Here is an 18,090-nt window from a genome sequence, read left to right on the forward strand (position 1 = left end):
CAGGCGGTTCGAACGGCCGGGCAGGGCACCCGCTCCAAACAGCAGCACAGCACTAAGGAGAGAACATGCAGGACGATAAGCCGCTGAGGGTGGCGCTGGTGGGCCACGGCTTTATGGGGGCGGCCCACTCACAGGCCTGGCGGGTGGCCCCCCGGTTCTTCGACCTGCCCCTGCAGCCGCGGATGAACCTGCTGGTGGGCCGGGATGCGGACCGCACCTCCGCCGCCGCCCGGAAATGGGGCTGGGCCGAGTCCGCCACCGATTGGCGGGAGGCGGTCACCCGGGAGGATATCGACGTCGTGGACATCGTGACGCCCGGGGCCTCCCATGCCGAGATCGCCATCGCAGCGCTCGACGCCGGCAAGCACGTGCTCTGCGAAAAGCCGCTCGCCAACACGGTGGAAGAGGCGCAGGCGATGGCCGACGCCGCAGCCCGCGCCGAGGCGAGGGGCGTTCGGGCGATGGTGGGCTTCACGTACCGGCGGCTGCCCGCCACCACGCACGCCCGGAATCTGGTGGCCTCGGGGGCGATCGGCACGGTCCGGCAGGTGCGGGCCGTGTACCTGCAGGACTGGCTGGTGGACGAGGACTCCCCGCTGACCTGGCGGCTGCAGCAGGACGAGGCCGGGTCCGGCGCCCTCGGGGACCTGGGCGCGCACGCCATCGACCTGGCCCAGTACATCACCGGGATGCCGCTGGCCGAGGTCAGCGGCACCCTCGCCACCCTGGTTCCCACCCGCCCGGTGCCCGAAACGGACCAGCGGGGCACGGGCCTGGGCGGAGGACGCGCCGACGCCGGCGCCCGCGGACCGGTGACGGTCGACGACGTCGCACTGTTCCTCGGGCGCTTCGAGGACGGCGTGCTCGGGTCCTTCGAAGCCAGCCGGATGGCCACCGGACGCAAGAACGCGTTCCGGCTGGAAGTCTCCGGCAGCAAAGGTGCCATCAGCTTCGACCTCGAGGACCTGAACTTCCTGGGCTTTATGGATTACACGGTTCCGCCGGACCGGCAGGGCTTCACCCGCATCATGGTGACCGAACCGGACCACCCCTATGTCTCCGCGTGGTGGCCGGCCGGCCACTCGCTCGGCTACGAACACGGCTTTGTGCACCAGGCAAAGGATTTCGTGGAGGCCATCGCCGCCGGAACCGCACCCGCGCCGTCGTTCGTTGACGGTCTGCAGGTCCAGGAAGTCCTCGACGCCGTGTCCCGCAGCGCCGCGAAATCCAGCGTCTGGCTGCCCGTGGGCTGACCGTCCCGTCCCGTCCCACCATCCCCCGTCCCCGCAGGCAAAGGAGCCCGCCATGTCCCGACCAGTCACTCTGTTTACCGGCCAGTGGGCCGACCTGCCCCTCGAAGAAGTGGCCCGGCTTGCCTCCGGCTGGGGGTACGACGGGCTGGAAATCGCCTGCTGGGGCGACCATCTGGATCCCTGGCGGTGGGATGACGAGGAGTACGTGCAGAGCCGCCGCGACATCTTGGAGAAGTACCACCTCAAGGTGTTCGCCATTTCCAACCACCTCAAGGGGCAGGCGGTCTGCGACGACCCGATCGACCAGCGGCACCGGGACATGGTGTCCGACGCCGTCTGGGGCGACGGCGATCCGGAGGGCGTCCGGCGCCGTGCCGCAGAGGAAATGAAGCACACCGCCCGGCTCGCGGCAGCCCTCGGGGTGGACACCGTGATCGGCTTTACCGGTTCGTCCATCTGGAAATACGTGGCCATGTTCCCGCCGGTCTCGGCCGAGGCGATCGACGCCGGCTATCAGGACTTTGCCGACCGGTGGAACCCCATCCTCGACGTCTTCGACGAGGTGGGCGTGCGCTTTGCCCATGAGGTCCATCCCAGCGAGATTGCCTATGACTACTGGACCACCGTCCGGGCGATGGAGGCCATCGGGAACCGGCCTGCCTTCGGCTTGAACTGGGACCCGAGCCACTTTGTCTGGCAGGACCTGGACCCGGTCGCGTTCCTCTGGGACTTTCAGGACCGGATCTACCACGTGGACTGCAAGGATACGAAGAAGCGGATGACCAACGGCCGCAACGGCCGGCTCGGCTCGCATCTGCCCTGGGCCGATCCGCGCCGCGGCTGGGACTTCGTGTCCACCGGCCACGGCGACGTCCCGTGGGAGGACGCCTTCCGGATGCTCAACAGCATCGGCTACGACGGCCCGATCTCGGTGGAATGGGAAGACGCCGGAATGGACCGGCTGGTCGGAGCACCGGAGGCCCTGGCGTTCGTCCGTTCACTGGCGATGGATCCGCCCGCTGCGGCGTTCGACGCAGCGTTTTCGTCGCGGTAGGTCCGGGAAACGCAAGGGAAACCGCTCCAACTGCCCACCGATCCCACTACCTTGGTTGACGCGCCCTCGCCACCCCCATACCGTCCCCCATACACTCGCGCCGCCGCACCGTCACTGGGTGCGGCACACCGCGGACCCCGTCGGCCGGTCGAAGGTGACCGGCCGGCGTCGTCCGCACCGCCGCACGCTCCATGGTGCGGACTCGAAGCGGTACTCGCTGCGCCGGGGGGGGCGCAGCCTCTTTATGAGGGATCCTCCATGCAACTTCGACATCGAACCGCCGCGGCGGTTGTCACTTCCTTTGCCCTGCTCGGGCTCACCATTTCCCCGGCCGCCGGAACGCGCGTCGAAACCGCCCCTGCCAGCAAGCTTCCGGATCTGCCCACTCCTGCCGAGTACTTCGGTTTCGAAATGGGTGACGAAGGCCGGCTGGCGGCCTTCAGCGACATTTCCGAGTACTTCGAAACCATTGCCGACTCGTCGCCCGAAGTGGAGTACGAGGTGGTGGACCGGACCACGGACAACAACGAATATCCGATCCTGCGCCTGAGCAGCGAGGAAAACCTGGCCCGGCTGGATTCGATCCTGGCCGTCAATGAACGGCTGGCCGATCCCGACGCCATGGCTGCCGAAGCCGCCGGCGCCGGGATGGAACCGGAAGCCTACGCCCGGCAGCTCGCCCAAACCACGGTCCCGGTCTACTACATCGAAGCGTCCATCCACGCGACGGAAGTCGGGAACACCCAGGCGCTGGTCGACGTCGTCCACCGCCTGGCCACCGAAGATTCGGAGGCGATGAACCGGATCCTGGACAACCTCGTGGTGCTGGTGGTGCCCTCCGCCAATCCGGACGGCCAGCAGATGGTGGTGGATTACTTCAACGAGACGGCCGGCACCGAATATAACCGGGTCTATCCGGACCTCTACCACCGCTACGTGGGGCACGACAATAACCGCGACTGGTTCATGTTTACCCAGAAGGAATCCCGCACCCGGGTAGCGCTGGAACAGAAATACCGGCCGGTGGTACAGCACTACATGCACCAGGCCGGCACGGAAAGCCCGCGGATCTGGACCCCGCCCTACGACGAACCGCTCTCCCCCGATGTGGACCCGATTGCCATCTCATCCTCCAACGCGCTCGGCCAGTTCACCCAGCGGGACCTCGTGGCCGAAGGGCTCAAGGGCGTGAAGTCCGACGACGCGTACGGCATCCTGTGGAACGCCGACGTCGCCGGGTACGGCACCTTCCTCGGCACCTCGACCTTCCTCACCGAGATCGCTTCCGTCCGGGACCTCGCCTACCCCTACACCGGCGAGGGCGTGCTGGAGCCGGTGGACAAAACCATGCGCTCTCCCCTGCCGTATGACTCGGACACCTGGACGCTCAAGCAGATTGTCCAGTACGCCACCTCCGCCGCGTTCTCCGGGCTGAACACCGTGGCCGGCGATCCGCAGTCCTGGCTGCTGAACAACCTCTACCGGGTCAACGCGAACAGTGAAACCTGGGACGGCGGCCCGTACGCCTACGTGGTGCCCGCCGACCAACGGGATCCTTACGCGGTCTACGACATGATGCGGATCTTCGACTTCGGCGAGGTGGAGATTGAGCAGGCCACCGCGCCGTTCACTGCCGAGGGCCGGGAGTTCGACGCCGGGTCCTACATCCTGCGCACCCAGCAGCCGCTGGGCCGCTGGGTGGATCAGCTGCTGCGCATCGACGAGTATCCGGACAGCGCCCGCAAATGCGACGACTGCCCGCTGATCCTTCCGTACAGCGAAACCACCGACAACGTGGCCCTGTTTATGGGCGTGGACGTGGCGGCGGTGCAGGAAGAGTTCGACGCCGAGACCCGGCAGGTGCAGGCCATCACGCAGGAGCGGATCCGGATGCCCCGTGCACCGGGTGCCGACGGCGCCTACATCCTCAGTGCCGAGTCCTACGGGCTGGGCCGGATCATCGACGCGCTGCAGGACGCCGGCGTGGACGCCTACCGGGCCGCCGGGGCGATCACGGTCGACGGACAGGAATTCGCGCCCGGCGCCCTGATGGTTCCCGCCGGGGAGCCCCGGGCACGGGAAACGCTGACCCGGGCCGTCCGGGAAACGGCGCTGCCGGTGTACGCCACCGCTGCAATGCCTGCCAGCGGCGCGGTCCAGCTCGCCGAGAACACCCGGGTGGGCCTGGTCCGGGGTGCGAACAACATGCCCGGCGGCTGGCTGATGTGGATGATGGACCAGTTCGGCACCAACTACGAGGTGGTGGAGGCCGCGGACTACGCCACCCTGTCCGAGCAGTTCGACACCATTGTGCTGGCTCCGGGCATCACCACCGAGCGGTTGACCGTCGGGCTGGACGCCACGAAGTATCCGGAGGAGTTCGCCTGGGCTGCCGGTGTTCCGGATGCTCCGCAGCGGCTGGCCGAGTTCGCCAACCAGGGCGGGAACGTCCTGGCACTGGGCTCCTCGTCCCTGACCGCCGCGTCCGCGATGGGGCTGCCGGTGGAGAACGTGACGCCGACGGACCGGGAAGTCTTTACCGTGCCCGGTGCGCTGCTGGCCCAGGAGTATGACACCTCCCAGCCGGCGGCGTGGGGCATGCCGGCGGCCTGGCCCACCTGGTTCAACAACGACGCCGCGTTCCGGCTCACCGGCGCGGGCACCTCGGTCTCGCGCTATCCGGCCGAGGGCAACCCGCTGGTCAGCGGCTACGCTCTTGGTGCCGAGGCGCTCAACGGAGCCACCAACATTGCGTCCTTCGATGTTGGGGAAGGGGAAGTGACCATTGCCGGCGGCCACATCACCTTCCGCACGTGGCCCCGTGCCTCCTGGACGGTGGTCACCAACGCCATCTACAACGGGGCAGGCACCGAGCTGACGGCCGAGGAGATGGCTGCCCGGTTCGGGGGCTAGCTGCCAAGAAATCAATCCCCGGGGCGGCGCTTTGGCTTCGCCCCGGGGATTGATCCCCGGTTGGTTACAGGCCCGGGGCCTTCCCCAACTCGGCTCTCAGCTCTGACAGACGGGCGTAGGCGGTATCGCGGTAAGCGAGAAGCGCCTGTCGGTCCGTCGGGTCGATCTCCAGGAATCCACGGCCGGTCTTGAGGCCCAGGTTCCCGTCCGCGACGGCGGCGCGAAGGCTGTCGGGCGCCGCTAACCGCTCGCCGTATGCCTTTTCCAATGAACGGTAGGAGGATTCATACACATCCAGGCCGGCCATGTCGCCGATGGCGAAAGGACCGAAAAGTGCCAACCGGAAACCGAAGCTGTTGCTGACTACGGCGTCAATCTGCGTGGGTGTGGCGACGCCTTCTTCAACGAGGCGAAGCGCCTCCTTAAACAGCGCGAACTGCAGCCGATTGGCAACGAATCCCGGAGTATCAGCGACCCGGGCCGCGGTCTTTCCCAGACCGGTGATAAATTGTTCCGCGAGGTCTACGGCTTCGTCCGCAGTTTCGGGGCCGGGAATGATTTCGACACCGGGGATGAAGGGCGCAGGATTCATCCAGTGAACCCCCAGGAGCCGCGCCGGTGCCTGTACGGAGTCTGCCAACTCAGCGATCGGTATGGCGGACGTATTGGTGCCGATGATGCTGCTCTCCGGGGCTGCCGCCGAAATCCGAGCCAGGATTGTCGACTTTAGTTCCGGGTTCTCGGGTACTGCCTCGACTATGTAGTCGGCTTCGGCCACTGCCTTTTCCACGCTCGGTGCTGCGGTGAGGTTGGCGGCGATAAGTTCGGCACCGCCGGGCGGAAACAGTCCGCGGTCCTCGAACTGCCGTGCCTGTTCCGTAAGGCGGACCCGTGCCGCTTCGGCGGCGTCGCCGTCGACGTCACCCAGCGTGACGCGGTAGCCGTGCAGGGCAATGACCTGCGCGATGCCGCCTCCCATATAGCCGGCTCCGATAACTGCGACGGCGTCGATGCTCTGTGTAATGCCCATGTCGGTTCTCCTGATAAAAGAGCGGAACCGGGACCGGCCTGTGCGGCCGGTCCCGGATGCCGTCAGCGGATGGTGTAGCCGCCGTCGATAGGCAGGGTGTGCCCGGTGATGAGCGACGCGGTGTCACTCAGCAGGAAGGCCACTGCCCCGGCGATTTCTTCGGGCTCACCGAAGCGGCCCATGGGAATTCGGGAGAGCAGCTCAGCAGCCCAATCCGGCCGGCTGAGCGTTGATTCCAGTAACTCTGTTCGCACAAACGTGGGAGCCACGGCATTCACACGGATACCGGCGGAAGCCCATTCCAGTGCCAGCACTTTGGTCAGGTGGATCAACGCTGCCTTACTCGCCCCGTATGCGGCCCGCTCCTCGATCGCTACGATTCCTGCCTGCGACGCTACGTTGACGACGGCGCCGGGAGACCCCTTTGCAATCCAGTGCCTGGCAACGGCCTGGGTGAGGAAGAAGATCCCCTTCAGGTTCGTATCCAGGACCGTGTCCCACTGCTGCTGCGTAACCTCCAGCGCGGGCCGGGGAATGTTAACGCCTGCATTATTGACCAGCAGGTCCAGCCCGCCGCTGCGCTCCTCCAACTCGTCGATGAAGGCCCCTATCCCCTCGGTCCGGGCCACGTCCAGGACCAGTGGCAGGGTTCCGTAACGCTGGCCGATTTCCTGGGCAGTCCCGGCGTCACGGCTGGTTCCGTAAACAGTTGCACCGCACTCGGCAAGGCCGTCAGCGATGGCCCTGCCGAGTCCGCGGGCAGCTCCCGTTACCAGGACAGCTTTTCCCTCCAACTGCAGTTTCACGGATCCCTAGCTGGTGAAGGTGTGGTCGGACCAGTCCAGCGAGGTGCCGCGGTACTTGGCGGCCCGCACGTCACCTGACCGGGCATGGCCCTCAAAACGTTCGACCCGCGCCGCGCGTCCGCAAAGTTCGCCGAAGAAAGCGCTGGATTCTTCGTTCACGACCTCCTGGTACGTGACGGTGCGCAGGTACTTCCCTACCCAGAGCCCTCCGGTGTACCGGGCAGCGCCTCGGGTGGGGAGAACATGGTTCGTACCGATTACCTTGTCGCCGTAAGACACGCAGGTGCCCTCGCCCAGAAACAATGCTCCGTAGTTGTGCATCTTTTCGAGAGCCTCCCGGGGGGCAGCAGTCAGAATCTGCACGTGTTCGTATGCGTATTCGTCAGCCAGCGCGTACGCGTCATCGAGATTCTTGACCACATGCACGGCACCCCAATCCCGCCAGGCAGGAGCAGCAAAGTCACGGGTGGGCATATCCACCAGCAGGGTGTCGATATGGTCGATCACCTTGCGTCCCAGCTCCTCGCTGGTGGTAATCAGTACCGCCGGTGAATCGGGGCCGTGCTCAGCCTGGGAGAGAAGATCGACGGCAACAATGAAGGGATCAGCGTGTTCATCCGCGACGATCAAGACCTCTGTGGGGCCGGCAAAGAGGTCAATGCCTACCTCGCCGAAGAGCTGGCGCTTCGCTTCCGCTACGAAGGCGTTCCCCGGTCCGGCAAGCATGTTGACCGGCTTGATGCTCTCGGTACCGATGGCCATCGCGGCAACAGCCTGGATGCCGCCGAGCAGGTAGATCTCGTCCGCACCAGCCAGGTACATGGCTGCAACCGTGGCGTCCGGGACCTCGCCTTGAATGAGGGGCGTGCACGCAGCTACCCGTTCCACGCCGGCAACCTTGGCGGTAACGATGGTCATGTGGGCACTGGCCAGCAGGGGATACTTGCCGCCGGGAATGTAGGCACCGACAGCCTCGATGGGAATGTTCTTCTGGCCCAAGAGGACGCCCGGCATGGTTTCGATTTCGAAATCCGAAAGTGATTCGAGCTGCTTCTGCGCCATGAAGCGGACCTGTTCCTGGACAAATTTAATGTCCTCGATGACCTGCTCCGGCACCCGGGCAACGATCTCTTCCAGCTGCTCCTTGCTGAGAAGGAAGGAATCCGGTGCGTACTTATCAAACTTCTGCGAGTACTCGCGTACCGCCTCGTCGCCGCGCTTGCGGACGTCCGCAAGCACGCCTTCCACGGTGGCGCGCACCTCCGGGGTGCTGCCCCGGGACGTACTCAGCTCAGCCGGTTCCTTGAGCATCTCGGAGAAAACTGAACTGGTTTCGGTATCAGCGGTCATCAGAGGGATCCTTCCATCTTCATTGATGAGCGATCAGCGGAGCGCCCGGACCGGACAGGTCCGCCCGGTTGACCAAGACTGTATACGTATACATTCGCCCCTGCAAGGGATTGTGCTGCAGATTTGTATACGTATACACTCCTTTCTGATGCGGCCTCCTGTGGTTGCCATCACACCCCGCAAACCAGACAAAGGAGTCGCGCCATGAGTGTCCCCGGGACCACGGCCCCACCCGCCATTGATCCGAAAATGCGCCGACGGGCGCTCGTTTCGTCCGTACTCGGAAGCTGCATCGAGTGGTACGACTTCTACGTTTACGGTGTTGCTGCTGCAATTATTCTCAACACCCAGTTCTTCCCTTCGGTGACCCCCTTCACGGGAATCCTCCTGTCCTTCAGCACCTACGCCATCGGCTTTGCTGCACGTCCGATCGGCGGCTTCATCTTTGCCCACTTCGGTGACCGGCTGGGGCGCAAGAAGATGCTGATGATCACGCTGGGCCTGATGGGCGGCGGAACCTTCCTTATCGGCTGCCTCCCTAACTTTGCGGCGATCGGTATTGCCGCACCGATCCTGCTGGTGCTCCTGCGCATCGTCCAGGGCATTGGGGTCGGCGGGGAGTGGGGCGGCGCCGCTCTGATGGCCACTGAATACGCGCCTGCAGAGCGCAGGGGCTTCTTCGGGTCCTGGCCGCAGATCGGGGTTCCGGTGGGAACTCTGTTGGCGAACGGCGCCTTCTTCGTTATGGCCGGCACCTTCGACCCCGAGGCCTTCGCCGCTTGGGGATGGCGTATACCGTTCCTCTTCTCCGTGGTTCTGGTTGCCCTCTCCTTCTACATCCGCAGCAAGGTGGACGAATCGCCTGCCTTCGAGGAGATCAAGCGCAAGGGAGACATCGAGAAGCTTCCGGTGGTGAAGGTCATCCAGACCAAGCCCGTCACCATCCTGAAGGTCATCATGATGCGGTTCGCGGAGAACGCGAACTATTACATCTACACGACCTTCCTCCTGGCCTATGCCCCGGCAATCCTGCTCGGCAACAACACCGTCCTTTTGGCCACCATGATCATGGCGGGTCTGGGCGTCTTCTCTATCCCGCTATGGGGTTGGGTTTCCGACCGGTGGGGCCGCCGGTACACGGTCCTGGCAGGCGCACTGACCATGATGCTGATGGCGTTCCCCTTCTTCTGGGCCGTCCAGACGGGTGAATTCCTGATGGTCCTGCTGGTGCTGATCCTTACCTGCAATGTGGGCAGGGACCTTTGCTACTCCGTCGAACCGGCGTATTTCACCGAGCTGTTCGAACCGAAGCTCCGGTATTCCGGTGCGTCGGTGGGGCCGCAGGTTGCCGCCGTCTTCGCTGGAGGCTTTGCGCCGCTGATCGCCACCGCGCTTATCGGCCCGGACTTCGACCGCTACTGGCTCGTTGCTCTGTACATGGTCTTCACTTCCCTCATCACCGTCGTCGGCGTCCTGTGGGCACCCGAAACAGCTCCGCGGGTCCGGATGCGCCGGGGACTCACGCCGGAATACGACGCAACCGCTACCCGGTAGCCCCGAACAGCGCTTCAGCCGCCGGCAGGGAGGCCGCCTCATCGGAGGTGGCTTCCCTGCCTGGTTTTCGATGTCTCAAACCCCGTCCTTGCGAATTGATGGCGTCCTCTTGGATACGCTGATCCGAGTAATTACCTGACCATCTAAGTAGGCCGACTGAAACGGAAAGAATGAATTCGAACGCGAGGGGACATGGCAGAACGGTGACCAGCCGAGACGTCGCGGAGCTGGCCGGCGTGTCGCAAGCCACGGTCTCCCGCCTGTTGGCCGGCTCCGGGAAGGTATCCGCATCCACGCAGGCCAAAGTCCACGCGGCGATGGAAGCCCTCGGCTATGTGCCCCATGCGGGGGCAAAGGCTATGAAAACGATGCGGACGAACACCATCGGAGTGGTCGTCGCAGATCTGACTAATCCTTTCTACTCCGAAGTTTTGGATGAACTCAGCCGTGAACTCACCGCTGCGGGCTTCCGGGTCGTCATATGGAATGCGAGTGGTGGGAGCCACCAGGACGCGTTGCAGGCCATCCGGGAACGTGCTGTTGACGGCGTCATTTTCACCACGGCCACGGCGGATTCCGTGGAGCTGCAGGCCGCAGTAGAGCAGGAAAGTCCCATCGTCCTGATAAACCGCGTGGTTGAAGGCCTGGATTGCGACCAGGTATCCAGCAGCAACCTGCACGGGGGTGCGATCGTGGCGGATCATTTGCTGGAGCACGGAAAAACCCGGGTGGCTTTTATCGGGGGAACCAACCAAGCCAGCACCTCCCGCGACCGCGGGCGGGGTTTTCTGGGCAGAATGGAAGAACTCGGGCATCCGGTTCCCGACCATTTCCGCTTCTACGGCGAGTTTTCCCACGACCGAGGCGCCCATATCGTCAACCGGCTGCTATCCCGCGCTGACCGGCCTGACGCCGTTTTCTGCGCCAACGACTACATGGCCTTCGGTGCCCTTGACGCCCTTCGCGCCAATGGGCTTTCCGCCCCGGAAGACTGCTGGGTCATCGGCTACGACGACGTCGACATGGCAGGTTGGGACTCCTTCAGCCTGACCACGGTCCGGCAGCCCAGTAGGGAAATGGCCCGGATCGGTGCCCGATTGCTGGTGGAGCGCATCAACACCCCTGGGCTACCGTCACGGCAGGTGAATTTCCCCTGCGATCTGATTGTCCGCGGCAGCACCGGGCATCAGCCGATCCGTTAGCAGCTGCTGGCCCACGGACTGCCGGTAGCCGCTGGGAGTGAAGCCCAGGACCTCCCGGAACGCGTTGGCCAGATGGGCGTGGTCGGCGTAACCGAGGTCCGCGGCGACATCGGCAATGGAGATTTCACTGTTTTCGCGCAGCCGTTCCGCTGCCTCCTGCAGCCGGTAGCGGCGGATCATCGTCAGCGGCGGCAATCCCACAAACCGGTGTGCCAGGCGCTGCAGGGTCCGGACCGAGACGCCGAGCTGGTCGGCTGCCTGGTCAACCCGGGTCAGCTCCCGGTCGGATTGGATCAGATCCTCCATCCGGTTGGCCGCTTCGCCTTCGGCTGCCGGGACCGGGACGCGGGCCGCCAGCCACTCGGCAGCTGTAGATGCTGCGCGGCGGTGCCCACTTAACCGCTCCTGGCGGCGGGCGCCGTCGTCGTCATTGTCGTTTTCGGCAGCACCGCCCGCGCCGCAGCTCATAGCGGCCGTCACCGCGGCATGCAGGTCCGGGGCGTGGAACGGGATTTCCGCGTCGCGGAGGCTGCCGGGGTCATCAGTGAAGACCGGCACGGCGGCCGGACGCAGCAGCATCCCGACAGCCCAGCCCTGTCCCGCCAAATCACGGAAGGAGCGCCGCGTGGCGGGACCGGAAAGACTGACACCATCCTCCTGCACCACCAGGTTCAGGGCGGGGAACGGCAGTACCTCCTGCCGGGAGACCTTGCCGGGCGCCAGGTCCCATTCCGGAATCCAGATCCAGCGCAATCGATCCCGGAGCGCGTCCGGCGGGGGCAGCCTGTGGAACGCGGGCAGCCGGGCGGGATAGAGCAGTCCGCGCCACTGGTCCTCCATAGCCTGCTCATTTCTATTGCTTCCGGGCTTGTCGTGAATCTTCAAGCGCCACCATACTGCTGCTGCCTAGCCTTGCAGCATGACATCCACAGACAACACCACTTCAGACAAAACCATCACCGGCCTCACCGGCGAACACACCACCGGCGGGATTCCGCACGGCGCCACCAGCCTGACCCCGTTCCTGGCCGTACCGGATGCCCGAAACGCCATCGCGTTCTACCGTGACGCGTTCGATGCGCGGGTGGTGGACATAACCGAGATGGACGGCGTTGTGGTGCACGCCGATCTCGACTTTGGAATGGGCCGGCTGCAGCTGGGCGAGCCCAATCCGGCTTTCGGGCTCGTGCTTCCGCCGGAAGGGGACAACGACTGCTACTCGCTCGGGCTCTACTGCGCCGATGCGGACCAGACCGTCTCCCGGGCGGTGGCGGCCGGCGCCGTTATCCGCGAACCACTGACTACCTTTGTCTCGGGAGACCGCTTTGCCAGTATCCGTGACCCGTTCGGGGTCCGCTGGTCAGTGATGTCCCGGGTAGAGGACCTCTCCGAAGAGGAGAGCGCCCGCCGGGTCGCCGAGTGGGCGGCCGAACAGGGCATGGCGGGGCAGGGCACGGCATGACCAAGCAGCTCGGGTCCTAGGAGTCCTCAGTCTCGATGCTGATCATCCAGCTGGTCCCGAACCGGTCGGTCACCATGCCGAACACGTCGCCCCAGGGTGCCTTTTCCAGCGGCAGGGTCATCTGGCCACCGTCGAGCAGCTTGTCCCAGTAGCCGCGCAGCTCGTCGCTGTTGTCGCCGCTCAGTGCAATGGCATAGCCGTTGCTGGAATCAGGGGCCACGCTTTCCGGCCCGGCCATCGCGTTGGGCGTATCCGAGGCCATCAGCACAAAACCGCTGTCCGTGGTGAGCGTCGAGTGCATGATCTTGTTTGCCTCGGACGGGTCATCGGACATGTTCATTTCCGCAAATGTGGAGCTTTCCAGGGTGCCGCCGAAGACATCCTGGTAGAAGGACATCGCTTCCGCAGCGTTGTCCCGGAAGTTGAGGTAAGGGTTCATGTTCGAGGGCATAGCGGTCTCCTTACGGATGAGGATCGGATGCTCCCGAGTATGCGCCGACGACCATCCCTGCGGAAGCCACCGGACCTAATTCCGCAACCATCCTGCGCGGTCCGGCCCGGCGGCTTCCCAGCCTTACTTCCCGACCTTACTTCCCGGCCTTACTTTCCGGCCGGCCGTCCGCGCACCGCAGACCACTGGCTGTTGAGCACGGCATCGCCCACGGGCTCCCAGTCATTCGTTTCAACGAGGGAAGCCACGGTGTCCCGGTTCAGGTCCGGTGTGCCGCCGTCGATCTCTGCCGTCGGATAGCAGACCCAGAGGGATCCGCCGGGCTCGACGGCGGCAGCGGCCTTGGCCAGGTCGTGTGCCAAATCGGCAGCGGAGCCTACGAACAGCAGCACGACGTCGGCCGGGAAGCGGCCGTCATCTTCGGCGAGGAACGCGGAGTCGGGCAGCAACCCGGCCACCTCCGGGAAGTTCTTCGCACCGTAGACGGTGACGCGGTCCGTTTCGGAAATTTCAAACGGGTGGGCTGATTCGGAAGGCACTTCGGGGGGCTCCATTCACGGGCGTGAGACTGTGGCTGTACGGGCGGCTCGAACAAGTAAGCCGCCTTTCCTATTGTTTCAGTTACGGCCCCCGGATTGCCCCGGTTTGGGCGAATCGGAAGCACCGAATCTGTAACGACAGCAGCTTCCGGAACACTGCCACGTGACCCATAACACCTCAGGTCCCCTACCCGGCGAATACCCTCCGGCCGATAGGTCTAAGGGATAGTTTCAACAGTTGGGGAAAAATTAATGATCAGCAGCAAAGCAGCGCTGGCCGCAGTCGCGGCCATCGTCGTTGCAGCTTCGGCGGTGGATGCTCCTCTGCCTCGACCGCGGATAAGTCGAACACAGCGGAAGTCGTCCGCGTCATTGACGGCGACACCCTCGTGGTCGACTTCGAGAACGAGGAACTCACCGTCCGTCTGCTCAACGTGGACACTCCGGAAACCAAGGATCCCGACAAGGCTGTCGAGTGCCTGGGTCCGGAAGCAACAACCTTCCTGGAGGAGGCCCTGCCGCCCGGCAGCACGGTGACTTTGGAGTTCGACGTCGAGCGTGAGGACCGCTACGGACGCACCCTCGCCGGTGTGTACGACGCCGATAACCGGCTCATGAACGCAGAGGTGGCCCGCCACGGTTTCGGGATTCCCGTGACCTACGAACCGAACGCCAAGTTCCGCCCTCCGGTGGACGAAGCCTACGAAGAAGCGCGGGACAACCAGGCCGGGCTGTTCAGCGCCGACATTGAGTGCACTGTGTCTGCCCAGGTCAGCGCACTAGAAGACGCTGCCGAGGAAGCCGTTTCCAGCGGCACATCGGGAGGCGCGGCTGCTGTCTATGCAGTCGTGAAAACCGTGGACGAGGGCTTCGACGCCCTTGAAGCCGCGTCCAAAGCAGCCGAATCAATGGTCTGGGCCGCGCTTTCCGAGACGGAGCGGGCTTCACTGATGGCCCGTGCCGCAGCGGCGAAAACCAAAATCCATACGCAGCATGAAACGCTGGTCGCCCTGGATGAGCAGCGCCTGGAAGAGGCCCAGCGCCAGGCAGCTGAAGCCGAAGCCCAGCGCGTGGCTGCGGCCGAAGAAGAACGGATCGCGGCGGAACAGGCGGAGGCAAACCGGATCGCCCAGGCGGAAGCGGACCGGCAGGCAGCGGCCCAGGCGGAAGCCAACCGGCGGGCTGCGGTACCGGCTCCGGCTCCGGCACCTGCGCCGCAGTACGTGGCGCCCCCTGCGCAGACCAACCCCTACCCGGGCTACACCGGACCGCGTTGCTACGCGCCCGGCGGCAAGTCCTGGAAGCCCTGCTAGAGGCGCACCGGTTGACGTAAAAGGCCTCCCCGACGACGATTAGTCGTTCCGGGAGGCCTTTTACTTTCCGGTTCGCGTTCAGCGGCAACCCTGCCTAGCCGCGGCCTCCCCCGTGTCCACCCCCGCCCCAGCCAGCGTGATGACCCGGATGGCCGTGGTGTCCATGGTGTCCGTGATGGCCGCCGCCCTTGTCACTGACGTACAGGCTTCCGGCCAGCCGGATATCCTCCACCGAGCGGCCCACATAGATGGGGACCTCCCCGGTGGGAGTTACCCAGGCACCCTCGGTCTCGTCCCAGTACTGCAGGGAGCGCGGATCCAGTTCGATTTCCACCCGGCCCGACTCCCCCGGCGCCAGCGTCACGCTGCCGTACCCGGCGAGCTGTAGGGCCGGCGTCGGAACATCGGTGGGCAGGTTGCCCACGTACACCTGCAGTGTTTCTTCACCGGTGTAATGCCCTGTGTTCCATACCCGCACCGACACCGCGGCCTCCGGATCGGAGGCGTCCACCTTGTGCGTGGTCCGCAGTTTCCCGTAGTCGAACTTGGTGTAGGACAGGCCGTGACCGAAGGGGAACAGCGGCGTCAGCCCCTGCTCGAGGTACCCCTTGTAGCCAACGAACACGCCCTCGACATAAGGCACCTCGGGGTCCACGATCTCAATGAGTGAGAACGGCGCCGGCGGTGCCACCTGGACGGCCTGCTCATCGGTGACCGGGAAGGTCACCGGGAGCTTGCCGGACGGGTTCGCGTCGCCGAACAGCAGCGCCGCCGTCGACGTTCCCTGTGCCTGCCCTGGGTACCAGATTTCCATCACCGACGGGACGTCTTCGAGCCACGGCATGGTCACCGGACCGCTCGTAGCCAGGACGACGACGGTGTTCGGGTTCACTGCCGAGACCGCGGAAATGAGCCGGTCCTGATCCTGCGGAAGCACCAGCGACCCGCGGTCAGCAGCCTCGCCGGTGTAGTCCCGCGCCACGATCACGGCCACTTCGGACTCGGAGGCGAGAGCCACCGCTTCGGCCATGGCCGGCGGCAGCACGTCCTCCGGCGGAGTCCAGCCGAAGCGCATCATGGCGCCGGGCTGGTCGTTGAGTCCGCCGTTGAACTGGTTCGGTGCGTCCGTGGTGTATTCGATCCGCACCGCCACATTCTGTCCGGCGGTCAGGTCCACGGTTGCTTCCTGGGTGCCGAAGGGAGCGGCCGGTCCGGTAATGACTTCCTGCTCGTCGAGGAACAGCCGGGCGGTGCCCAGATGGGTGAGCGACAGCGTGTAGGCCCCCGTGGAGGGAGCCACCAGCGTTCCGGTCCAACGGGCGGAAATCGGCTGCGATGCCAGCTGTGCCCCGATCCCCGGCACCTGCGAGGTGTTGATGGTGTCGGCCGAGATGCCGGTCCGCAGATTGACCTGCAGCTCGTCCCGGGCCAGTGCAGGCTCGCCCTCGAAGGTATTGATCCCGGTCCAGTAGCTCGCGGACACGTCCGTCAGCACTCCGCTGGGGACCGGCGGCGGACCGGGAATCGTGTCGCCCAGGGACACCGGATCCGTGCCAGGTGCCCATTCGACGGCTGTTCCGGCAGCCCGGGCGGTGATCCCGTCCAGGATGGTGGTCAGCCGGGCAGGGTTGGGAATGGCACCGCTGCCGCCGCCGTCGATGTACCAATCGGCGTCGGAACCGATGACCGCCACGGAACCGGTGTCGTCGTCCAGCGGCAGGGTCCTGCCCTCGTTCTTCAAAAGCACCGCCGCTTCGAGGGCGGCCTGTTCCGCCACCTCCGCGTGCTCGTCGAGCATTTCCGCGGGCACCGGCGGATCGGCCGGCTGCGGGTTGATGAAGGAGCCGACCGGCGGGTTGTCCACAATGCCCTTGTCGAACATGGTGCGCGCGACCCGGCGGGCGGCGTCGGTCACCCGTTCCTCGGAGACCTGGCCGTTCTGCACCGCTGCCAGGAGCGCGGGTCCGGAGAATTCGAGGCCCGGCCCGGCGACGTCGAGCCCCGCCGCATAGTCTTCGAAACTGTGCGCAGCGTTGAAGTCCGAGGAAACGAAGCCCGGGAAGCCGAGCTGGCCCTTGAGGATCTGGTTGAGCAGTGTGTCATTGCCGCAGGCGTACGGTCCGTTCACCCGGTTGAAGGAGCACATAATGGCGCCGGGATCGCCCTCGGTCACCATGGTTTCCCAGGGGCGGGTGTAGGTCTCCTGCAGGGTCCGCTCGTCCACCAGGACGTTCACGTGCCCGCGGCGGGTCTCGAAGTTGTTCAGGTTGTAGTGCTTGGGAAGCGCCGAGATGTCCGCGCTCTGCTCACCCTGCACCTGCCCCGCGGCAATGTCGCCGCTCAGCATTGGGTCCTCGCCAAGGTCTTCCCACATCCGTCCGTTGAAGGGCGTCCGGACCAGGTCCATGGTGGGGCCGGCGATGGCGTTGTAGCCGGTCGCCCGGGCTTCTTCGCCGCCCACGGCGCCGTAGGCCTGCGCGAGTTCCGGACTGAAGGAGGACGCGAGTCCCACTCCGGCCGGCAGTGCCGTGGTGTCCTGGGTTTCCAGGGCAAGTCCGCAGCAGCCGTCCTTGCTGCGGATGGGCGGCAGGCCCAGTTCCGGCAGTCCCGGCCCGCCGCTTTGGATCAGGTAGGTCACCTTCTGTTCCAGGGTCATCACGGCGACCACCAGATCCGCCCGTTCATCCGGTGACAGTTCCGGGTCCATCCACGGCATGCCCGGCGGCGCCTGGGAGGGGAGGGAAATCCGGGTTTCGGGTGCTAAGGGTGCCGCAGCGGCACCGGCTGGATAAAAAGTTCCGGCAACCAGCATCGCCGCAAGCGACGCCAGCCCGAGTCGTACTGATTTCTTTCGTTGATGCATGGCGGGTTCCCTCATACTGGGCTTGCGTCTCACCCCCAGGGGCGCAGCGGTGTCAGTTGCCGCATCCGTCCAGATGCGAAGTCGCAGAACAGGCTGACCCCTCCCCGGAGGGCGGCCCGTGCAGCTGACGTGCCGTCCCGGGTGGCGGGACGACGGTGCGAGTGCAGGAAGGACGCTATGGGGCCGGATGGGAAGGGACAACCAAGGTTCGCGGTATCGGTTGCGGGAGGCGGGAATTAGCTTCCGTACCGGGCTGTTCTTGCAGCCGGCAACCCCTTGATTCCCCCGGGCGGCAGGCGA

Annotated in this window: 14 protein-coding genes; 7 read left to right on the forward strand and 7 right to left on the reverse strand. The window is 65.3% G+C overall.

Features of this window, described 5'->3' with window-relative positions; translation table 11 throughout:
• The first annotated feature begins 65 nt into the window (after window positions 1-65).
• The 3 genes from LOC56_RS13040 (at window position 66) to LOC56_RS13050 (ending at window position 5,220) form a co-directional block, all read left to right on the forward strand.
• A complete protein-coding gene (locus LOC56_RS13040; RefSeq protein WP_229952659.1) occupies window positions 66-1,253 on the forward strand; it encodes a Gfo/Idh/MocA family protein in 1,188 nt (395 codons plus the stop codon).
• Between the two features lie 52 nt (window positions 1,254-1,305).
• Window positions 1,306-2,307 carry a sugar phosphate isomerase/epimerase family protein gene (locus tag LOC56_RS13045; RefSeq protein ID WP_229952660.1) on the forward strand — a complete coding sequence of 334 codons (1,002 nt, stop codon included), beginning with the start codon at window positions 1,306-1,308 and terminating at the stop codon, window positions 2,305-2,307.
• A 258-nt stretch (window positions 2,308-2,565) separates the two neighbouring features.
• Complete coding sequence (locus LOC56_RS13050) at window positions 2,566-5,220, forward strand: M14 family metallopeptidase (protein ID WP_229952661.1); 2,655 nt, start codon at window positions 2,566-2,568, stop codon at window positions 5,218-5,220.
• 64 nt (window positions 5,221-5,284) lie between these two features.
• Here the strand turns inward: LOC56_RS13050 and LOC56_RS13055 are convergent, their stop codons facing one another.
• The 3 genes from LOC56_RS13055 to hisD all read right to left on the reverse strand — a co-directional run bounded on the left by LOC56_RS13055 (window position 5,285) and on the right by hisD (window position 8,406).
• Window positions 5,285-6,250: a 3-hydroxyacyl-CoA dehydrogenase family protein gene (locus tag LOC56_RS13055; protein ID WP_229952662.1), complete on the reverse strand. Its 966-nt coding sequence runs from the start codon at window positions 6,248-6,250 to the stop codon at window positions 5,285-5,287.
• Between the two features lie 62 nt (window positions 6,251-6,312).
• On the reverse strand, window positions 6,313-7,056 hold the full coding sequence (locus LOC56_RS13060) for an SDR family NAD(P)-dependent oxidoreductase (RefSeq protein WP_229952663.1): 744 nt from the start codon (window positions 7,054-7,056) through the stop codon (window positions 6,313-6,315).
• Window positions 7,057-7,062: 6 nt separating this feature from the next.
• On the reverse strand, window positions 7,063-8,406 hold the full coding sequence (hisD, locus tag LOC56_RS13065) for a histidinol dehydrogenase (protein WP_229952664.1): 1,344 nt from the start codon (window positions 8,404-8,406) through the stop codon (window positions 7,063-7,065).
• 204 nt (window positions 8,407-8,610) lie between these two features.
• Between hisD and LOC56_RS13070 the strand changes: the two genes are divergently transcribed.
• Window positions 8,611-9,960, forward strand: coding sequence for an MFS transporter (locus LOC56_RS13070; RefSeq protein ID WP_229952665.1), 1,350 nt, complete (start codon window positions 8,611-8,613; stop codon window positions 9,958-9,960).
• Between the two features lie 203 nt (window positions 9,961-10,163).
• The gene (locus LOC56_RS13075; protein ID WP_229952666.1) at window positions 10,164-11,162 is read left to right on the forward strand and encodes a LacI family DNA-binding transcriptional regulator; all 999 of its coding nucleotides are present in this window, start codon (window positions 10,164-10,166) and stop codon (window positions 11,160-11,162) included.
• Here LOC56_RS13075 and LOC56_RS13080 read toward each other — a convergent pair.
• On the reverse strand, window positions 11,094-12,047 hold the full coding sequence (locus LOC56_RS13080; RefSeq protein ID WP_331460947.1) for a helix-turn-helix domain-containing protein: 954 nt from the start codon (window positions 12,045-12,047) through the stop codon (window positions 11,094-11,096). The two genes, LOC56_RS13075 and LOC56_RS13080, sit on opposite strands and share 69 nt — an antisense overlap.
• A 34-nt stretch (window positions 12,048-12,081) precedes the next feature.
• Between LOC56_RS13080 and LOC56_RS13085 the strand changes: the two genes are divergently transcribed.
• Complete coding sequence (locus LOC56_RS13085) at window positions 12,082-12,624, forward strand: VOC family protein (RefSeq protein WP_229952667.1); 543 nt, start codon at window positions 12,082-12,084, stop codon at window positions 12,622-12,624.
• A 16-nt stretch (window positions 12,625-12,640) separates the two neighbouring features.
• Here the strand turns inward: LOC56_RS13085 and LOC56_RS13090 are convergent, their stop codons facing one another.
• Window positions 12,641-13,075, reverse strand: coding sequence for a VOC family protein (locus tag LOC56_RS13090; RefSeq protein WP_229952668.1), 435 nt, complete (start codon window positions 13,073-13,075; stop codon window positions 12,641-12,643).
• Window positions 13,076-13,224: 149 nt separating this feature from the next.
• Window positions 13,225-13,614 (reverse strand): hypothetical protein, encoded by a 390-nt coding sequence (locus LOC56_RS13095; RefSeq protein ID WP_229952669.1) that lies wholly within the window; start codon window positions 13,612-13,614, stop codon window positions 13,225-13,227.
• A 389-nt stretch (window positions 13,615-14,003) separates the two neighbouring features.
• Here LOC56_RS13095 and LOC56_RS13100 point away from each other — a divergent pair, with 389 nt between their 5' ends.
• The gene (locus tag LOC56_RS13100; protein ID WP_229952670.1) at window positions 14,004-14,927 is read left to right on the forward strand and encodes a thermonuclease family protein; all 924 of its coding nucleotides are present in this window, start codon (window positions 14,004-14,006) and stop codon (window positions 14,925-14,927) included.
• 94 nt (window positions 14,928-15,021) lie between these two features.
• Here the strand turns inward: LOC56_RS13100 and LOC56_RS13105 are convergent, their stop codons facing one another.
• Window positions 15,022-17,790 carry a beta-glucosidase gene (locus LOC56_RS13105; RefSeq protein ID WP_229952671.1) on the reverse strand — a complete coding sequence of 923 codons (2,769 nt, stop codon included), beginning with the start codon at window positions 17,788-17,790 and terminating at the stop codon, window positions 15,022-15,024.
• Window positions 17,791-18,090: the final 300 nt, after the last annotated feature.

The sequence above is a fragment of the Arthrobacter sp. zg-Y179 genome (assembly GCF_020907345.1).
Classification (GTDB): Bacteria; Actinomycetota; Actinomycetes; order Actinomycetales; family Micrococcaceae; genus Arthrobacter_B; species Arthrobacter_B jinronghuae.